General features: G+C 35.9%; 19 protein-coding genes. 7 read left to right on the top strand and 12 right to left on the bottom strand.

Annotated features, from left to right (window positions below; translation table 11 throughout):
- Positions 1-123 precede the first annotated feature (123 nt).
- Entirely contained in the window at positions 124-1,221 is a 1,098-nt protein-coding gene (locus tag KIK00_RS04305) for a TauD/TfdA family dioxygenase (protein ID WP_255815328.1), read from the top strand.
- A 106-nt stretch (positions 1,222-1,327) separates the two neighbouring features.
- On the opposite strand, the gene KIK00_RS04300 is transcribed toward KIK00_RS04305, so the two are convergent.
- The 9 genes from KIK00_RS04300 to KIK00_RS04260 all read right to left on the bottom strand — a co-directional run bounded on the left by KIK00_RS04300 (position 1,328) and on the right by KIK00_RS04260 (position 8,963).
- Positions 1,328-2,140, bottom strand: coding sequence for an alpha/beta hydrolase family protein (locus tag KIK00_RS04300; RefSeq protein ID WP_255815327.1), 813 nt, complete (start codon positions 2,138-2,140; stop codon positions 1,328-1,330).
- 163 nt (positions 2,141-2,303) lie between these two features.
- Positions 2,304-2,879, bottom strand: a complete 576-nt coding sequence (locus KIK00_RS04295; protein ID WP_255815326.1) for a Crp/Fnr family transcriptional regulator — start codon at positions 2,877-2,879, stop codon at positions 2,304-2,306.
- A gap of 48 nt (positions 2,880-2,927) precedes the next feature.
- Positions 2,928-3,449, bottom strand: coding sequence for a GNAT family N-acetyltransferase (locus KIK00_RS04290; protein WP_255815325.1), 522 nt, complete (start codon positions 3,447-3,449; stop codon positions 2,928-2,930).
- Positions 3,450-3,458: 9 nt separating this feature from the next.
- Positions 3,459-4,469 carry a S41 family peptidase gene (locus KIK00_RS04285; protein WP_255815324.1) on the bottom strand — a complete coding sequence of 337 codons (1,011 nt, stop codon included), beginning with the start codon at positions 4,467-4,469 and terminating at the stop codon, positions 3,459-3,461.
- A gap of 69 nt (positions 4,470-4,538) precedes the next feature.
- A complete protein-coding gene (locus KIK00_RS04280) occupies positions 4,539-5,333 on the bottom strand; it encodes an AraC family transcriptional regulator (RefSeq protein ID WP_255815323.1) in 795 nt (264 codons plus the stop codon).
- 61 nt (positions 5,334-5,394) lie between these two features.
- Positions 5,395-5,976: a nucleosidase gene (locus KIK00_RS04275; protein ID WP_255815322.1), complete on the bottom strand. Its 582-nt coding sequence runs from the start codon at positions 5,974-5,976 to the stop codon at positions 5,395-5,397.
- Positions 5,977-6,077: 101 nt separating this feature from the next.
- The gene (locus tag KIK00_RS04270; RefSeq protein WP_255815321.1) at positions 6,078-6,779 is read right to left on the bottom strand and encodes a DsbA family oxidoreductase; all 702 of its coding nucleotides are present in this window, start codon (positions 6,777-6,779) and stop codon (positions 6,078-6,080) included.
- 73 nt (positions 6,780-6,852) lie between these two features.
- Positions 6,853-8,019 (bottom strand): MFS transporter, encoded by a 1,167-nt coding sequence (locus tag KIK00_RS04265; RefSeq protein WP_255815320.1) that lies wholly within the window; start codon positions 8,017-8,019, stop codon positions 6,853-6,855.
- Positions 8,016-8,963 carry an alpha/beta hydrolase gene (locus tag KIK00_RS04260; RefSeq protein WP_255815319.1) on the bottom strand — a complete coding sequence of 316 codons (948 nt, stop codon included), beginning with the start codon at positions 8,961-8,963 and terminating at the stop codon, positions 8,016-8,018. Before KIK00_RS04260 ends, KIK00_RS04265 begins: the two co-directional genes overlap by 4 nt.
- A 155-nt stretch (positions 8,964-9,118) precedes the next feature.
- Here KIK00_RS04260 and KIK00_RS04255 point away from each other — a divergent pair, with 155 nt between their 5' ends.
- Positions 9,119-9,496, top strand: coding sequence for a helix-turn-helix domain-containing protein (locus tag KIK00_RS04255; protein WP_255815317.1), 378 nt, complete (start codon positions 9,119-9,121; stop codon positions 9,494-9,496).
- Positions 9,497-9,596: 100 nt separating this feature from the next.
- Here the strand turns inward: KIK00_RS04255 and KIK00_RS04250 are convergent, their stop codons facing one another.
- Positions 9,597-10,781 (bottom strand): MFS transporter, encoded by a 1,185-nt coding sequence (locus tag KIK00_RS04250; protein ID WP_255815316.1) that lies wholly within the window; start codon positions 10,779-10,781, stop codon positions 9,597-9,599.
- Positions 10,782-11,027: 246 nt separating this feature from the next.
- On the opposite strand from KIK00_RS04250, the gene KIK00_RS04245 reads away from it, so the two are divergent.
- Complete coding sequence (locus KIK00_RS04245; protein ID WP_255815315.1) at positions 11,028-11,759, top strand: MBL fold metallo-hydrolase; 732 nt, start codon at positions 11,028-11,030, stop codon at positions 11,757-11,759.
- Between the two features lie 16 nt (positions 11,760-11,775).
- Here KIK00_RS04245 and KIK00_RS04240 read toward each other — a convergent pair whose 3' ends face one another.
- Together KIK00_RS04240 and KIK00_RS04235 are read right to left on the bottom strand one after the other, a co-directional pair.
- On the bottom strand, positions 11,776-12,117 hold the full coding sequence (locus tag KIK00_RS04240) for a hypothetical protein (RefSeq protein ID WP_255815314.1): 342 nt from the start codon (positions 12,115-12,117) through the stop codon (positions 11,776-11,778).
- A gap of 522 nt (positions 12,118-12,639) precedes the next feature.
- On the bottom strand, positions 12,640-13,269 hold the full coding sequence (locus KIK00_RS04235; protein ID WP_255815313.1) for a chloramphenicol acetyltransferase: 630 nt from the start codon (positions 13,267-13,269) through the stop codon (positions 12,640-12,642).
- A 216-nt stretch (positions 13,270-13,485) separates the two neighbouring features.
- Here KIK00_RS04235 and KIK00_RS04230 point away from each other — a divergent pair, with 216 nt between their 5' ends.
- The 4 genes from KIK00_RS04230 (at position 13,486) to KIK00_RS04215 (ending at position 16,553) form a co-directional block, all read left to right on the top strand.
- On the top strand, positions 13,486-14,331 hold the full coding sequence (locus KIK00_RS04230) for an NAD(P)-dependent oxidoreductase (protein ID WP_255815312.1): 846 nt from the start codon (positions 13,486-13,488) through the stop codon (positions 14,329-14,331).
- 11 nt (positions 14,332-14,342) lie between these two features.
- The gene (locus tag KIK00_RS04225) at positions 14,343-14,789 is read left to right on the top strand and encodes a PPC domain-containing DNA-binding protein (RefSeq protein ID WP_255815311.1); all 447 of its coding nucleotides are present in this window, start codon (positions 14,343-14,345) and stop codon (positions 14,787-14,789) included.
- A gap of 48 nt (positions 14,790-14,837) precedes the next feature.
- Positions 14,838-15,422: a Crp/Fnr family transcriptional regulator gene (locus KIK00_RS04220; protein ID WP_255815310.1), complete on the top strand. Its 585-nt coding sequence runs from the start codon at positions 14,838-14,840 to the stop codon at positions 15,420-15,422.
- 63 nt (positions 15,423-15,485) lie between these two features.
- Positions 15,486-16,553 carry an SDR family oxidoreductase gene (locus KIK00_RS04215; protein WP_255815309.1) on the top strand — a complete coding sequence of 356 codons (1,068 nt, stop codon included), beginning with the start codon at positions 15,486-15,488 and terminating at the stop codon, positions 16,551-16,553.
- Positions 16,554-16,617: the final 64 nt, after the last annotated feature.

Raw genomic sequence — 16,617 nt, 5'->3', positions numbered from 1 at the left:
CGCATTTTTTATTATATTTTATTTGGTGATTACGGAATTATTACTAAATTTGACTCGACTATTGTTATTTAGAATAATTAAAAACAAAGATAAAAATTATTACTTAACACCAAATTTTTTTTAATGAATTCTACAGAAATTTTAGATAAAGACTGTTTAACAGCGGTAAAACTGCTTCCTACGGTCATAGAAGTCACTTCTCAGGAAAGAAGAATGATAAAAGATGCAGCACTGCATCTTCAGAAAAAGTATGACACTTATGAAAACCGTGATTTTATAAAGCATGTACATCAGCTGGCGTCTTATTTTCTACCGGAGAGAATTTTAAATATAGCGGCTGATTTTGCGAGTGACTTTTCAAAAAATCAATATGGTGCACTGATCTTCACAGGATTAATGGATATAGATCAGGAGAATATAGGCTCTACCCCTCCCAATTGGCAGGCAGCTGACTATTCAAAATTTAATTTATATGGTTTTGCGTGCGCACTTATTCACGGGGCACTTCCTTCAAAACCTGTACAATATTATTCACAGCGTAAAGGAGGCGGACTAATCCATGCCATCATTCCTGACGAAAAAATGAAGGAAACGCAGACTGGATCAGGGTCTTCAACAGATTTGTATGTGCATACCGAAGATGCGTTTCTGAAGCATCAGGCCGATTTTTTAAGCTTTATGTATGTAAGAAATGAAGAACAGGTTCCTTCTACTCTTTATTCTATCCGTTCTCATGAGTCTATCGGGGAAAATTACAGACCTCTTTTTGAGCGTATCTATAAAATTCCGAAAGATGCCAACCTGGAAACGGGAGATAATGAAGAAGAGACATTGGATTCTGTACTGTATGGGAATTATAGTCTTCCGTTTATGCGATTTGACGCTGCAGAACAGCTTTTTAATTCCAGCATAAGACAATCGGAGGAAGCACAAAGTACGCTGCATGAGTTCTGGGAAGAAGCCAGGCACTTGATTTACTCAGGATTTACGCCTCAGGCAGGAGATGTTGTCCTGGTAAACAATCACTTATGTGCTCACGGAAGATCAGCTTTTCGTGCGGGAGTAAGAAATATAGATGGCATTGAAGAGCCATGTGAGAGAAGAATCATGCTTCGTATGATGAGTAAAGTGAGCCTTATTGATATGAGAGCACATACACTTACAGAAGATCCGTTCTTTGTGATAGAGGAACATTTGGGTAAAAACTTTCAACACTTTTAATATGCTGATCTGTTAGCATTTTGAATATCAATCAATTGAAATCCTTTTTGAGTACTGCTCAAAAAGGATTTTTTATCTGATTTATCACTTAAAAATTTATTCTTTTTTATTGTTTAAAGAATCTGTCAAACAAAGACAGTTGTTCAGATAATGATCTGCTCCAATATTCAGGAACATGTCCGCCTAAAGATTCTGTGTAGAGATGCTGGAGCTTCATTTCTGTCAGTTTTTTATGAAAATTTCTATTCATGTTGATCATTTGAGTGTCTTCAGTACCGCAATCGAAAATATATTGCTGTTCTGCTCCTGCCATCAGTTTTATTTTACTGTCGGTAAGGAAATTGGGATTGATAGACTCCAGTGGTCCAAGAACTTTATTCACCATATATTTTTGATAGCCTTCTCCGAACGAATTGAAATCCAGCGCTCCGCAAGAACTTCCTACAATACCAAACGTTTTATTATAGGTAACTCCGATATTGATTGCTCCATAACCTCCCATACTCCATCCCAAAATTCCACGGAATTTTTTCTCTGCTTTCACAGGATAATTTTTATCAATAAATTCTACCAATTCTTTCCCAATAAAGGTTTGATATTGTGAATCTTTTACAATCGGACTGTCCACATACCACGAACTGTAGTTTCCATCCGGAAGTACATAGATTGTTTTAAGTTCCTGTGCTTTTTTTACCAGATCCGGAATATCCTGCTTAATGATTCTGTCCGGATTGCCACTGAAACCGTGGAGAATATAAACAGACGGATAGGTTGTATTAGGTTGAAGATTGGGGGTAATGATAACTGTTTTGATCTTTTTATTCATTTTCGGACTGAAAATTTCCTGATGAATAATTTTTTGTGCTGATAACTGAATACATGCAGTCAGTACAAATACAATGTTGATAAGCTTCTTCATGTTGAAAAGTGTTGAATTAATAATAGTCACAAGTTCTTTAATTATAGAACATATAATGTACCAATGATCTTCTGACAAAGCAAAATTCCGGCAGAAAAAGAACAAAAGCCTCAACATATGTTGAAGCTTTTGTTAATTTATTTTCCACTTAGATTTAGAAATATCAGTTGATTTCCTTTTTTATCCTGCTTAGCTGTGTAGGCGTTATTCCAAGATAAGAGGCGATGTGATGCTGTTTTAGTCTATTATAAAGAGATGTATTTTCAAGCAATTGCAGATATCTCTTTTTTGCTGTTTCGTATTTGAGAGAGACTTCCAGTGGTTCTTTTTTTACCACCCAATTTTTTTCCAGATAGTACATATGAAAAAGAGCCAGATCATGATGTTTTTCAAGTAATTCACGGTAGGCTTTTACGGGATACTGTATTACGGAGCAGTCTTCCAGTGCAATGATATTGAAATCACTGGGTTCATTTTTAATAATGGCGGCTGTGGAAGCTACAAAACTGTTTTCTTCAAAGAAAATTTTATAAATATTATTTCCCTGTTCATCCACTGTATAGTACCCTATTAACCCGGATTTGATGAAATAATAATATCTCGCCATAGAACCGGATTCCAGCAGAAGATCATTTTTGTGGTAATATTCTTCCGTACAGATGCCTAATAAGTCTTTAATCGCTTCTCCGGATAAAGGATAATACTGATTAATATGTTTTACAAATTCTGAATGGTTCATTTTTGAAATATTTCACCCTATAATATTACTATCTCTGGCAAAAAAGTTTTAGTCCAGTATTTTTTTCATCATCAGATCAGTCTGTTCTTCTTCTCCAAGTCTAAAAATATGCTTATCAAATTCAACGAATCCATTTTTCCTGTAAAAATTTAAAGCTCTCAGATTTTCCTCCCAAACCCCAAGCCACAGATATGACTTGTGAAGTTGCCGAGCTGTTTCTAAGGCCTGATTATAAAGAAGCTGTCCTACTTTTTTCCCATGATGGCTTTTCTTCACATAGATTCTTTCAATTTCCAGGCTTGTATCATCCTGAAGTTCTGTCTGTGCCTTACCAGAATTAACTTTCAGATAACCTACCGGATTGTCTTCTTCCCAGGCAATAAAGAAAAATGAATCAGGATTATTCAGCTCAGATTTAATCTTTTCAGTATTAAAGCTTTCTTCCAGATACTTTTTCATAGCTTCTTCCGAATTATCTTCTGCAAACGTTTCAGTGAAAGTTTGTATACCAATGTTTTGAAGTATTTCGAGGTCTTTTTCGCCGGATGTATTGATGATTATTGATGACATAACAGGTATTTATTGTTCTAATTTATAAATAAGATTTTTTATTTCAGGTAAGGTTAGTTCTGTTTTTGTTTCTGATGTTATTATATTTTTTAAAATTTTGATGTGAGCCGTCTTTAAAGCATCTTCGCTTTTCACTTGCTGATCGGGGATCACTCCTATATGTTCCCAGTTCTTTTGAGTGTTTAAAGCTGTTATTTTTCCTGCCGGAACAAGTAGTAAGTATTGATTTTGGATGATAAAATGATCTACAGGATTGGCTGCACCTCCTGCCTTTTCACCAATTATTTCGGCAAGTTTATATTGCTGCAAAAAATAGGCTACAGCTTCTCCGGCCGAAAAAGTCTTTTTACTGGTGAGAATATAGATCTTTTTATGAAGATATTTCTGTCCGGAAACTTTGGGTTGAGTACTGTCTACAACCGTTTTCTGATTATGTCTGAAATATGTGGTATAAAGATCTTTTTTTTGATCAAAAAAATAGCTTAAAAATAAAAGAAGCATCCCGTTTTCTCCACCTCCGTTTTCTCTGAGATCAATAATCAGAGAATGGGTATTGGCAACAAAATTCATAGCAGCGGCCAATGTTTTTTCACTGGCTTCAGGAGAGGCAAAACCTTTATAATTGATGTAACCAATATTACCCGGGAGTCTTTGAACTGTTTCAAATCCGAAATTTTCAAGACTATTGTGTTCATTGTTCAATTTCTCTTTTTCTTTCTCACTCATCTGTTTTTCAGGCATGTAGTTTTCGATATATTTAACGAAAAAATGTTCGTCTTTAATGGTTGTTCTTAACTTTTGAGTAAGAAGATCCGCAAAATCTTTTTTATTGAGGTCTTTAAAAGTTCCTTTTTTAAGTTCACTTTGAAATAAAGAGTCCACTTTTTTATAAGTTTCTTTATCAATATAATGACTTTTTACTTTTTCTGTAATATCAGCAAGCACTACTGAAATATCATTTTTCTGGGCACTCGAGAATAAGAAAGTAAAAAGGAAAAGCCCAACGCATAATTTTTTCATTGAAATAAGAATTTAATATTTCAACAAATGTATTTTAATGAGCTCTGTATGAATTGTAAAAATGGAAACTCAGATAAATAACCAAACATTATTTTGCTCAGTATCTACATTTTCAAAGAATTTCCCGGGACTTATTTTGGTGAGTTCTTTAAAATCTTTAATGAGATGGGATTGGTCATAAAATAGATTTTCGTAGGAAAGTTCTGTAAGATTTCTGGATTTTTTATTTGAAATCAAAACCTTGCGAAACCGCTGTATTTTTCTGAATTCTGAAGCTGGTTTAGCCAGATATCGTTGAGATATCTTGTTTACATATTGTCTTGTGATCTTATTTTTTGCAGCAATTTCTTCGATACTTAATTCTGTTTCAAAATCATTCAATATTGTATAAGCCAAATGTAAGTCCCTCTGCCGGAATCTGGAAAGACAATAATTTTCCAGAATTTCAATTTGTTTTTTCCTGTCAGATTCTTTTAAAACAGTATCCATAATATCTGTAAGGTCTGAAAGATTGATTTCCTGTTCCAGATCTTCGCTTTTATCAGCATTAAAAAAATGATAAATGCCTAACGGTTTAAAGTAGATTGTAACTTCATTAACCGATTGCCGATAAAAAATTTCAGTAGGAACAGAACATCTGAATACAAAATCAACCACTATATTCTCAGATGGGGATCTGGTAATTTCTACCCATCCTTTATCCTGAGTAACAGATACATCCTGACATGCTGATACGATAAAGTAATTATCTGGAAATGTAAGATATCTGACAGATTCCTGATCATCATCTTTTTCTATAAAATAATATCCTTGAATATAGTCTTTCAAAACAGAATGTACCGGTTCATAAAAAGTAACTTTCATAATAGGAGTAAAAATACAAATAGAAAACAAAATCCTGAAACTTTGTCCAGGATTATATTATTTATGAAAACAGTATTTTTTTAAAGGCTTCAGATGCCAGATGTACCTGTACGCTCCAGTCGTCTGCTGCGTCACTTCCTGCATCGTCTGAAATATATTTCAGACATAAAAACGGGATGTTTTCCTTTTGAGCAATCAGTGCTAATGGATAGGCTTCCATATCTACAATATTATAATCGGTTTCAGAGTGGTTCATTTCAAAACTATCACCACTTCCGCAGATTCCTTCTTTCAGGGTATCCATTCTAAGACCATATTCCAGTACAGGCGGCACTCCGGACAGTGGCGTTTCATATAGTTTAAATCCAAGTCCTCTTACATCCATATCACGCTGAATAAATTTTGTACAGCATACAACTTCTCCTTTATGGAATCCTTTACTTCCGGCAGAACCTAAATTCACAATCAGTTTAGGTTTTCTTGCGTGAATTTCTTTGGTTAGTTCAATGGCCGCGTTCACCTTTCCGATGCCGGTAATTAATTTATTTTTATCGTCGAAAACTGTTCCTGCTTCGGAATCTAATGCAAAAACAAAAAGGGTATCATCAATTGAATAATGAATTTCGTTGTTAATTTTTATCATTGAGAAATCAGATTTATACAGCTGGTGTCGCTGTAATACAAAGATACAAGACTCTATTAAATTAAAACCCCCAAAATAGTTTTATTTTGGAGGTTGATATCTTAAATACTGCATCCGTCTGCATCGCAGGAAGCTCCGCTCTCACCGGAAAGATCCTTAAACGGACTCACCGTTTCTTTGTAAGTCTGCTGAAGCGCATTCTCAAACGCTTCTACAGGCTGAGCTCCGGAAACAGCATACTTACCATTCAGAACAAAGAAGGGAACTCCGGAAATACCATTGTTTCTCGCCTCCTGAATATCCTGATTCACTTTATTATCCAGTTGATCTGTTGTAACTGCCTGTCTTGCTTCTTCCTTATCAATTCCCAAATTTTCAGCAATAGCCATTAAAACTTCTGTATCTCCAACATTTTTACCGTCAATAAAATGAGCAATAAATAATGCTTCTTCCATTTCATTGGACTTATTGTGCTTTTTAGCCAAATGAAGCAATTTATGAGCACTGAAAGTATTGGTGATCAGAGTTTTTCCAAAATCAAAATCAATTCCAGCTCCTTTTCCCATTTGAGTTACCTGTCCAAGCATTTGGGTAGCCTGAGCTTCGCCAACTCCTTTCTTTTCTCTGAAATACTGAATGGTATCCTGAGTTTTTTGAGGATCTAAAGTAGGATCCAGCTGAAAACTCTTCCACTCCACTTCTACTTCATCTTTGAAAGGCAGTTTACTTAAAGCCTCTTCAAAATTATTTTTTCCGATATAGCAAAACGGACACATTACGTCCGACCAGATTTCTATTTTCATTGTATTTAATTTTAAATCAAATTAATAGTACAAAGATAGTGTATTTATTTAATGTAACAAAAATTATTACAGTTTAATTCTGACAGGTGGAAAGTACCTGACTGCGCTTTTCCAATATGCCTTTTAAGATCATCATCAGAAATGCAAGTAGCCCGAAAACAACACCTATCCATGGAATATATTCTACTCCTTTTGTAACAATCACCCATCCTCCGATTGTAGTCCCCACCGTCACACCCAGATTTCCGAACGATGTGGCAAGACTATTGGCAAACTCCAGTGATTCCGGAGCTGAAGATATCATGTAAGTAGATGCATTCAAAAAACTTGGTGAATACAGAAATCCCCAGATTCCGATAACTGCCATCGTTGCCCATAAATTTCCATCAGAAAAATAAAGAAGAACGGGTACTAGAATGGTTCCGGAAAGAAAAATAGCGGTTGTGCCTGCCACATTTCTATTAAGCATTTTTCCGGCAACTCCATTGGCAAATACTCCAATAATCCCAAATAGCAGGAGCATATAGCTTACCATTGAAGTATCCATTCCTTTGGCCTTATTTAAATAATCTGCAAAATAGCTGTAGGTAGAAAACCATGCAGTAATCATAAAAAAGTTAGTCAGCGTACTCAGAATAAATGGAGGTTGCTTCAATATTCTGATCTGATTTCCATAGGATTTCTTCTCTTTTACAGGCATCGGAGGAAGAAGGAAATAAATGACTGCTATAGCAATCAGACTTACTAAAGTCTGTATCATAAATGAATACTCCCAGGACCAAAGCCCCGCAATCCATGTGGCAAAAGGAACCGTTGTGACCATAGCAATGGCAACTCCGTTAAAAACGATTCCCATAAGTTCATTCTTTTTTCGGTCATCTGCCTGAGATATCGCAACAGATAATGCAGTCGCAATATAGACAGGCTGAAGGAATGCAGGCAAAATTCTCACCAGCATCAGCAGCCAGAAAGGCGGTGAAAAGGAAGATACAAACCCTGTAATCAGAAACATGAAAATAGCAGTGAGCATTATTTTTTTACGATCAAAACCTGATGTAAGTAAAGTCATAAAAGGTCCTGTAAGAGCGATAATTAATGCAAAAGCGCTCAACAGATACCCTGCTTTGTCTATACTGATTTTATAATGTTCTGCAACTTGCGGGAGAATTCCGATCACACCAAATTCTGTTGTAATAACCGCTATAAATCCCAGACATCCAATGTAAGCGTATTTTTTCATGATGCCTTTTTTCTGTCAGAGTCTAAGTTTTGATAGGCAAAAGCAGCCATTTCATTCACCGCTGACTGTACTTCTTCCAACAGTTCTCCCATGTGCATAAATCCGTGAACCATATCTTTGTAAAGACTCGTTGTAAGCGTAATGCCTGCATTTTTCATATTTTCAGAAAGCTGTTTCCCATCATCAAGCAAAGGATCATGCTCTGCCAGAATGATTAATGTAGGCGGTGTTTCTTTAAAATCTTTGATCAAAACAGGAATGGCAAGAGGATTATCTTTTTCTTCTTCCGGAAGATAACCTTCCCATGCTTCTATACCACCTTGTTTATTAAGAACCGGCCCGTTTTCATAAGTTTCCCATGATTTTGAATTGAGCTGATTATCGGCTGCAGGATAAATTAATACCTGAAATTTCAGATGTTTTCCCATTTGGGTAGAAACAGCAGCAGCCAATGCTCCGCCAGCGCTATCTCCTATAATTCCTATTTTATCAGGATCAATTCCTAAAGATTCTGCATTTTCTATTACCCATTTTATACCGTCAAGAGAATCGTTTAAACCTGCCGGAAAAGGATGTTCCGGAGCAAGACGGTAATCTATAAAAATAACCACAGACCCGGTTTTATTAGCCAGTTTACGGACTACAGCATCGTGGGTTTCATATCCTCCAGCTATAAACCAGCCCCCATGAATATAAATAATAGCCGATGAATTCTGAACATCCTTTCCGTTAGGACGATAAATCCGAATGGGTATCTGATGGTTTTCCTGTTGAATCTCCAATTCTTCAATCATTGTAACGGGTTCTTTCTTACCACTGAGCTGAAGAGACATTGTTTCAAGATATTTACGGGCTCCGTCTAAAGAATCTTGTGGATTGAAGGGTTGTATTTTTTCTAAGTGATTTAAAATCTGTGTTATATTAGAGGTTAACTGCATTTTCATTTTTTATTTAAATTACTATTGTTTTTACAGGGAACGTGAGCGCTATTGTTCCTTACTGCCTTATAATTTCTGTTTTCTGTGTGCAAAATTAAATCTCAAACCTTACATTTGCACTGTATACAGCTAAATGTATGGTACTAACAAATTTGTAAGTAATGGGAAAGCTAAAAGAAAATTCAACGAATAATATCAACCGACAGTATATACAGGAATGCGATCTGAGTTATGCAGTATGCAAAATCGGTGGACGATGGAAACTAATTATTTTGAACAAATTAAAGGACGGGAAATTACGTTTTAGTGAGCTTAGAAATTCTATTTCAGGAATAACAGAAAGAATGCTTACCCTTCAACTGAGAGAACTGGAAAAAGAAAGCTTAGTAAAGAGGACGGTATATGCAGAAGTTCCGCCAAGAGTAGATTACGAACTTACAGATATTGCCCGTGAGCTTATCCCTATATGGAAACAGCTTGATGAATGGGGAGGAAAACACAGGGAATTGATGCAGGCACAGGAAGGTGCTGGAGAATAAAAATAAAAAAATTCGGGGATTTTATCATAGATAAAATCCCCGAATCTTAATAAGAATCAGAAATGCAAAACAAATTCTGATCCTAATCATTTCTAACATCTTATGCTTTATTGACTCTTTTACAAAACAGAATATGCGCTATCAAGGCTAATACCCCAAATACCGTTCCTACAAAACATACACCACTCCATTGGGCCTTTTGCCATGCAATAGAAGCCAGCCATGTTCCCAGTGATCCCCCTATGAAATAAGACACCATATAAACGGTATTCAGCCTGTTCACAGCGTTTGATTTAATAAGGAAATAATTGGTCTGATTCATAATATGGCTTGACTGTACACCCAGGTCAACAAGAACTACTCCTACAATCAGTCCCCAATACGTTTCTCCTGCAAAATACGTAAAACCCCAGCTTCCTATAACGATTAATAAAGAATACAATATAATCCGGTTAATATCCAGATACTTTTGCAATTTTCCTACTTTGGCTGCGGCTAAAGCTCCTACAGCACCTGCTAATCCAAAACTTCCCACTACAGATGATCCGGCGTTAAAAGGTGGTTTCTCCATGTGAAAAACCAATGTGGTAAACAATGCACACATAGACCCAAATGCCATAGCTCCACGGAAAGAAGCCAGCTGAAGAACAGGCTGTGTTTTAGCAAGGTGAGCAACAGAACGCATCAGTTCTTTGTACGTACCTTTAAAATTAGGAGACATTTCTGGAAGCATTTTATAGACAGCCAGCCAAACCAGAATCATCAGTCCTGCAGCAATACCAAACATGGCTCTCCAACCCCATACTTCTCCTACAATTCCTCCTATAAAACGGGATAGAAGGATTCCCAGCAATAATCCTGACATTACCAGTCCGATATTGGAGGATTTTTCTTTATCTGATGAAAGTTCTGCGGCAATGGGAACAAACAATTGCGGAATAACTGATGTAGCTCCGATCAGTAAACTGGCAGCATACAACATCCACAGCTCGGTGGCAAAAGTCATCCATAAAAGGGATCCAAAAACGAGAAACAGGTCTATTAAAATCAATTTCTTGCGAAAAAACTTATCACCCAATGGAACAATCAACAAGAGTCCCAATGCATAACCGATCTGGGTAAGTACAGAAATTTTACTCGCTGCACTCTCAGAAACCTGCAGTTCTTCTGAAATAAGTGCCAGTAAAGGCTGATTATAATAATTGTTGGCGACTACCAGCCCTGAAATAATGGCCATAAGCCAGATAACAGTCCGGGAAATACCAAGGGAAGAACTTTCCTGCATTACGTATAAAGTTTTTATTTGAATTGAAAGCTGTTTGACGGAAGATACCGCCGGATTTTTAAAAGATCAAAGATAATCATTAAAAAAAGAATTGATCCAATTCTTTTCTTTACGTTTTCATGAATAACACAGGATTTTGCGGTAAGTAGAATGATTTCAGTATTCTGCCTGTATGATTGTTTTTATTGATAATATATATCGACGAAAAACTTTTTGAATATTAGAAATATTAAGGAAATTTGCAGCATGAAAATTATTCCACTTAAAGAAGGCAATTTTTCGGCAAGCAAAACCAAAGACTTTACTCTTTTAACAGAAGAAAATTTTGATAAGATCGGAGGAATTAAAATGTCTGTTCAGCCGTTTCTTATCATCACTGAAAATGATTATATCCTTTTGGATGCTGGAATTGGGTGGAAAAATGAGTCTGGAAAAACTGTTATTTCAGAATTTCTGGAGAGAGAAAATATCCGTCCTGAGCAAATAACAAAGCTATTATTGTCCCATCTTCACAAAGATCATATTGAAGGAGCTGTAAAACTTACAGAAAATGGCTTTGAGGCTGCTTTTCCGAAAGCTCAGATCTATATACAGAAACGCGAACTTGATTTTGCAATGGAAAAGAAAGGCAATCCTTCTTTTGATTTTGATATGCTGGAAAAGTTGATTCAGCTCCCGAATATTACGTGGATGAATGAAGATCAGGGGAAGATTACTGATGAAATTTCCTATGAAGTGGTAGGCGGACACACTCCTTTCATGCAGGTTTTCTGGATCAGAGAAAATGGAGAAACGGTTTTCTACGGTGCTGATGATCTGCCACAGGCTTCTTATTTAAAGTATCATTTAGCCTATAAAAGTGATTTTGATGGCAGAAAAGCAATGCAGTTGAGGCTTAAATGGGAAAAAGAAGCAAGAGAAAACAATTGGAAAATTCTTTTGTATCATGATCTGGATAAAGCCATAATAAATATTTAAAACAGAAAAAAATGGTTTAAAATTCATTAAACCATTTATAAATATCAAATTCAGAAGGAATATTCAGTTTTTTTCTGATCCTGTTTTTCCTGTTTTGTATTGCTTTTGGGGTTACAAAAATGCAGGTTGCAATCTCTTTAGTTGTCATATTAAGCTTAAGATAAATACAAAAGATCAATTCAGAATTTTTAAGGGAAGGCTGTATATCGGATAACTTTTTAAAAAAATCAGGATAAACCAGTCTGAATTTATTCAGGAGACGAGGGGAATTAGATTTGGCCAATGCCATTATCTCGTCTTGTACAAGAATCTTTTGTTTTAAATCCTCTAAGTTAGTTTCAGGTTTTCTATTTTTCATAATACTTTTTCATCTCTACTTATTTCAGATGCAATAACTTTTGAGCATCAGTATAAAGTTTTTTTATCTGATCAATCTGTTTCCTGATAGTATAATACCGTAAACAAAATGATTTCTACATATTCAAAAATTAATTGTTTTTTTAATGTAATCTGATGATAAACAACATTTAGTTGTATTCAACAATGATTAAGTAAAAAACATTACCTATGAATTTCGGTTTATTTTTATAGTGGCAAAGAAAGAAAAAATGATTAAAATTTTGTTAAAACCGTGTACCACATAGATACCACGTTACATTTTGAGCTAAAATATCATAACTGCTTTTATAAACCCGTTTCTTCATTATCTGCTTTGCCATTTTCTAATTGTAAATGTAATAGGTTCCTATGTTTACTTTTTATGATCTGAATCAATGTTTTCAGCGTATTCATACCGAAAACAAGCAGAATGATAAATAAAAAACCGGGATCGAAACCCGGCTTTTTTATATGATAGTTTTAAAATACTGTCTTTATGCTTCTACTCCTGATTAAGCTGTCTCTGAAACTCTTCCAGATATTTAGCGATGTGAATTCCATCTGCCAATCCATGATGTGCCTCAATAGAAACCGGAAGATATTTTCTCCCCTCTTTGATATTGAATCTTCCAAAGGCAATTTTAGGAACTGATTCTGTGGTATTAAAATCTGTAGGATGCAGTATAGCACTGAACGAATTCCACGGAATGGTAGTATGTCTTACATGATCTTTCCCTAGTCTTTCATTACTTAATCTCAAACCTGAAGTCTCATGAACCCCTTTTATCTCCTCCTGCAAAGAAGCATTGAATGTTTCAAAATCGTCTGAAAAAGGAGTAAATGAAAAACCAAAAGTTCCATCCGGTCTTCCAATTGTACTGCCGGCATGAACAGTGTCAAACTGTATCACCTGCCCATCAATGATTCTGAGTTTTAATTCGTCTACTGTATTGACCGCCACCATAGATTTGTGAAAATAATAAGCAAAAAATGAATATCCTTTCTCTTTTGCTGTGTCGTACGCTTTTGTACAGTCTACTTCCGTTGTAAATCCAAAATAAGGGCTTGCCATATTAGAAAAAAATTCAAAATGTTCTTTTCTGTTCCAGTTGTCTATATCTACAATCTTCATTGATTCTTATTTGCTGCAAATTTCTGAAAGTTTCTCTGGTTTTAAAAACTTATGGATAGAAATATAATTAAAACTTAATTTTGCATAGCAGCTATTTGGTAGATATTTTGCTGCAAAATAGACGTATTCCACAATCTCATAGATATACATTCAAATAACTCCTTTCATTCAGGGGATGGATAACATAAAAACTTAATTAATAATAAAAGATAGACAATGGAAAAAATAGGATTCATCGGATTAGGAAATATGGGCCACCCCATGGCAAAGAATATTGAGACAGCAGGATTTCCACTTTCGGTTTACAACAGATCTTCTGAAAAAGCCAAAGATTTTGAAGAGAAGTCTTCAGTCTATACCCAAATTAAAGACCTGGTACAAAACAGCGATATTATATTCACAATGTTGACCAACGACAGTGCTGTAAAAGCGGTGTATGCAGAAATTCTCCCTTTAAACATTCAAGGAAAACTCTTTATAGATATGAGTACCATTTCTTCTGAAGCCTCAAAAGAAACCGCAGCTGCCCTGAAAATAAAAGAAGCTTCCTTTATTGATGCTCCCGTAGCGGGAAGTACCCAGCCAGCAAAGGAAGGAACACTGATCATTATGGCTGGAGGTGAGGATGAAGATATCCAACGCGCTATGCCTTACTTTTTGAAAATGGGAAAATCTGTAAAACATCTGGGTGAAAACGGAAAAGGAATTGCAGGAAAACTCTCTATCAATTATTTTCTATCCGCTATCTATCAGGGATTGGCAGAAACTGTTTTGCTGGCAGGAAAATTAGGAATTGAACGATCAGATATGTTGGAAATAATTAATGAAAGTGCCAGTGGAAGCGGTGCTACTAAAGTAAAAACACCTATGTTGATTGCCAACCAGTACGCTCCGGCATTTGCTCTTGATCTGATGCTTAAAGATATCCTTCTAGCCAAAAATGCGGGCGCAGACTATCCTTTATCCGAAGCTTTGATTCAAACCTATCAAAATGCCCATGACAAAGACTTTGGTCAGGATGACGTCATTGGGATCATCAATTATTTAAAAACAATAGAATAAATAAGGAGATCATGAATTACAAAGGAAATCATTGGTCTGCAAGAAAGATAGATCAGATTTATATAGTAAGCCTTAACAATCATTCCAATATTGTAGAAGCTTTAACAGACTTTATTCAGAATCAAAATATTCAGGCAGGAGAAGTTACAGGAATAGGAGCTGTGAGTGAAGCCACTCTCCGATTCTTTAATCCGGCAACCAAAAAATATGTGGACAAGACTTTCAAAGAACAGATGGAAGTCACCAATATTTCCGGAAACGTTTCTGAAATAGAAGAAAAACTAACTCTACACCTTCATATCACGTTGGGAAGAGAGGATTATACAGCGCTGGCAGGACATCTTTTGGAGGCGAAAATTCAGGGAGCAGCGGAATTTATTTTTTATCCGTTGAATACCAGAGTCGTGAAAATGAAGAATGAAGAAATAGGAATTAATCTCTATGATTTTGAAAAGTAGAGCTTCAATTGTGGTTGAAAATAGTATTTTTGATAAAATATTTATTTAATGTTTGAGGTCCTGCTTTCCCATATCGAAAATAAGGTTAATATTACGGACGAACAGAAGAATCAGATTCAGTCTTTCTTTACCCTTAAAAAACTTCGTAGAAAACAGTATCTGCTTCAGGAAGGAGATATCTGCAAATCACTGTCTTTTGTAAGCAAAGGTCTGCTGAAATCTTATTTTCTGGATGAAAAAGGAAATGAACACATCAATATGTTTGCTTTTGAAGGATGGTGGATTTCAGACTTCAACAGTTTTATCAATCAGGAAAAATCGGTACTGAATATTGATGCTGTTGAAGAAACTGAAGTCCTGATGATCACGTTGGAAAACTATGAAAAAATGATGTTGGAAATCCCTTTGATGGACCGTTATTTTAGAATTTTATACCAAAACAGCCTCGTTACAAAAGATTACAGACTCATTGTATCCAATAGCTATACCGCTGAAGAAAAATACATTCAATTGGCACAAAAGAACCCTGAAATGATCAAAAGAGTGCCTCACAATCTTATTGCCTCTTATCTTGGTCTTACTCCTGAAACTGTAAGCAGAATCCGTAAAAAGAATTCCTTGAATAACACTTGATCCAAATCAAGCGTAAAAACCTCTATCCAACCATAATTTTGTGCAAGAAATTTTACAATACTTATGGAAAATGTTGCATTGGTAGTAGGCGCTACCGGAATTACAGGAAGTAACCTTGCAGAAGAATTGGTTGCACAGGGCTGGACAACATACGGGTTATCCAGAAACCCAAATACAAATATCCCCGGTCTTCGTCCGATTAAAGCAGATTTGATGATTGAGCAGAACCTTGCTGAATCACTGGAAGGGATCTCTCCTACTCATATTTACTTTACCACATGGATGCGCAATGACACAGAAGAGGAAAACATCCGTGTCAACAGTATGCTGGTGAGAAATCTGTTAAATGTTTTATCCCCTAAAAAATCAGTTCAGCATGTAGCTTTGGTTACAGGATTGAAACATTATCTGGGACCCTTTGAGGCTTATGTTAAAGAAGGAGTTTTACCGGAAACACCTGTCAGGGAAGAACACCCAAGACTTCCCCTTCCCAACTTTTATTATGCACAGGAAGATGAAGTGTACAAAGCTTCAGAAAGAGATGGTTTTACATGGAGTTTTCACAGACCTCACACCGTTGTAGGATATGCAGTAGGGAATCTTATGAATATGGGAACCACATTGGCCATATATGCAAGCATCTGTAAGGAAACGGGAAGAAAATTTATCTGGCCTGGATCAGAAGCCCAGTGGAACGGTGTTTCTGATGTAACGGATGCCAGAATATTGGCTAAGCAATTGATCTGGGCATCCACTACGGAATCAGCAAAGAATCAGGCATTCAATATTGCTAATGGAGATGTTTTCAGATGGAAATGGCTATGGAAAAGGCTCGCAGACTGGTTCGGCGTAGAAACTGAAGGCTTCAGCGGTACGATAAAACCTCTTGAAAAAGAACTGGAAAATGATCAGGAAATTTGGACAGCCATTTCAGAAAAACATAATCTGAAAGAAAGCAATCTTGACCGTCTGTCATCAGCATGGCATACCGATCTGGATCTTGGAAGACCTCTGGAAGTGATGTGTGATATGTCTAAAAGCAGAAAACTTGGATTCACAGCTTATATAAGCACAGAAGATTCTTTTACAGATGTTTTTGAAAGATTGAGATCAGAAAATATAATCCCTTAATATAACATGTAGGAAAACGCAAAGACGCAGGAAAATCATAGATGATTGACAGATTCTCGTAGAT

It is taken from the genome of Chryseobacterium sp. MA9 (assembly GCF_024399315.1).
Classification (GTDB): domain Bacteria; phylum Bacteroidota; class Bacteroidia; order Flavobacteriales; family Weeksellaceae; genus Chryseobacterium.
The sequence above is the reverse complement of the archived record's forward strand: the minus strand, read 5'-3'. Positions and strand labels throughout refer to the sequence as shown.

Bases quoted from the DNA above. Each gene is read 5' to 3' on its own strand.
- KIK00_RS04305 (WP_255815328.1), top strand. From the start codon at position 124: ATGAATTCTACAGAAATTTTAGATAAAGACTGTTTAACAGCGGTAAAA.
- KIK00_RS04300 (WP_255815327.1), bottom strand. From the start codon at position 2,140: ATGAAGAAGCTTATCAACATTGTATTTGTACTGACTGCATGTATTCAG.
- KIK00_RS04295 (WP_255815326.1), bottom strand. From the start codon at position 2,879: ATGAACCATTCAGAATTTGTAAAACATATTAATCAGTATTATCCTTTA.
- KIK00_RS04290 (WP_255815325.1), bottom strand. From the start codon at position 3,449: ATGTCATCAATAATCATCAATACATCCGGCGAAAAAGACCTCGAAATA.
- KIK00_RS04285 (WP_255815324.1), bottom strand. From the start codon at position 4,469: ATGAAAAAATTATGCGTTGGGCTTTTCCTTTTTACTTTCTTATTCTCG.
- KIK00_RS04280 (WP_255815323.1), bottom strand. From the start codon at position 5,333: ATGAAAGTTACTTTTTATGAACCGGTACATTCTGTTTTGAAAGACTAT.
- KIK00_RS04275 (WP_255815322.1), bottom strand. From the start codon at position 5,976: ATGATAAAAATTAACAACGAAATTCATTATTCAATTGATGATACCCTT.
- KIK00_RS04270 (WP_255815321.1), bottom strand. From the start codon at position 6,779: ATGAAAATAGAAATCTGGTCGGACGTAATGTGTCCGTTTTGCTATATC.
- KIK00_RS04265 (WP_255815320.1), bottom strand. From the start codon at position 8,019: ATGAAAAAATACGCTTACATTGGATGTCTGGGATTTATAGCGGTTATT.
- KIK00_RS04260 (WP_255815319.1), bottom strand. From the start codon at position 8,963: ATGAAAATGCAGTTAACCTCTAATATAACACAGATTTTAAATCACTTA.
- KIK00_RS04255 (WP_255815317.1), top strand. From the start codon at position 9,119: ATGGGAAAGCTAAAAGAAAATTCAACGAATAATATCAACCGACAGTAT.
- KIK00_RS04250 (WP_255815316.1), bottom strand. From the start codon at position 10,781: ATGCAGGAAAGTTCTTCCCTTGGTATTTCCCGGACTGTTATCTGGCTT.
- KIK00_RS04245 (WP_255815315.1), top strand. From the start codon at position 11,028: ATGAAAATTATTCCACTTAAAGAAGGCAATTTTTCGGCAAGCAAAACC.
- KIK00_RS04240 (WP_255815314.1), bottom strand. From the start codon at position 12,117: ATGAAAAATAGAAAACCTGAAACTAACTTAGAGGATTTAAAACAAAAG.
- KIK00_RS04235 (WP_255815313.1), bottom strand. From the start codon at position 13,269: ATGAAGATTGTAGATATAGACAACTGGAACAGAAAAGAACATTTTGAA.
- KIK00_RS04230 (WP_255815312.1), top strand. From the start codon at position 13,486: ATGGAAAAAATAGGATTCATCGGATTAGGAAATATGGGCCACCCCATG.
- KIK00_RS04225 (WP_255815311.1), top strand. From the start codon at position 14,343: ATGAATTACAAAGGAAATCATTGGTCTGCAAGAAAGATAGATCAGATT.
- KIK00_RS04220 (WP_255815310.1), top strand. From the start codon at position 14,838: ATGTTTGAGGTCCTGCTTTCCCATATCGAAAATAAGGTTAATATTACG.
- KIK00_RS04215 (WP_255815309.1), top strand. From the start codon at position 15,486: ATGGAAAATGTTGCATTGGTAGTAGGCGCTACCGGAATTACAGGAAGT.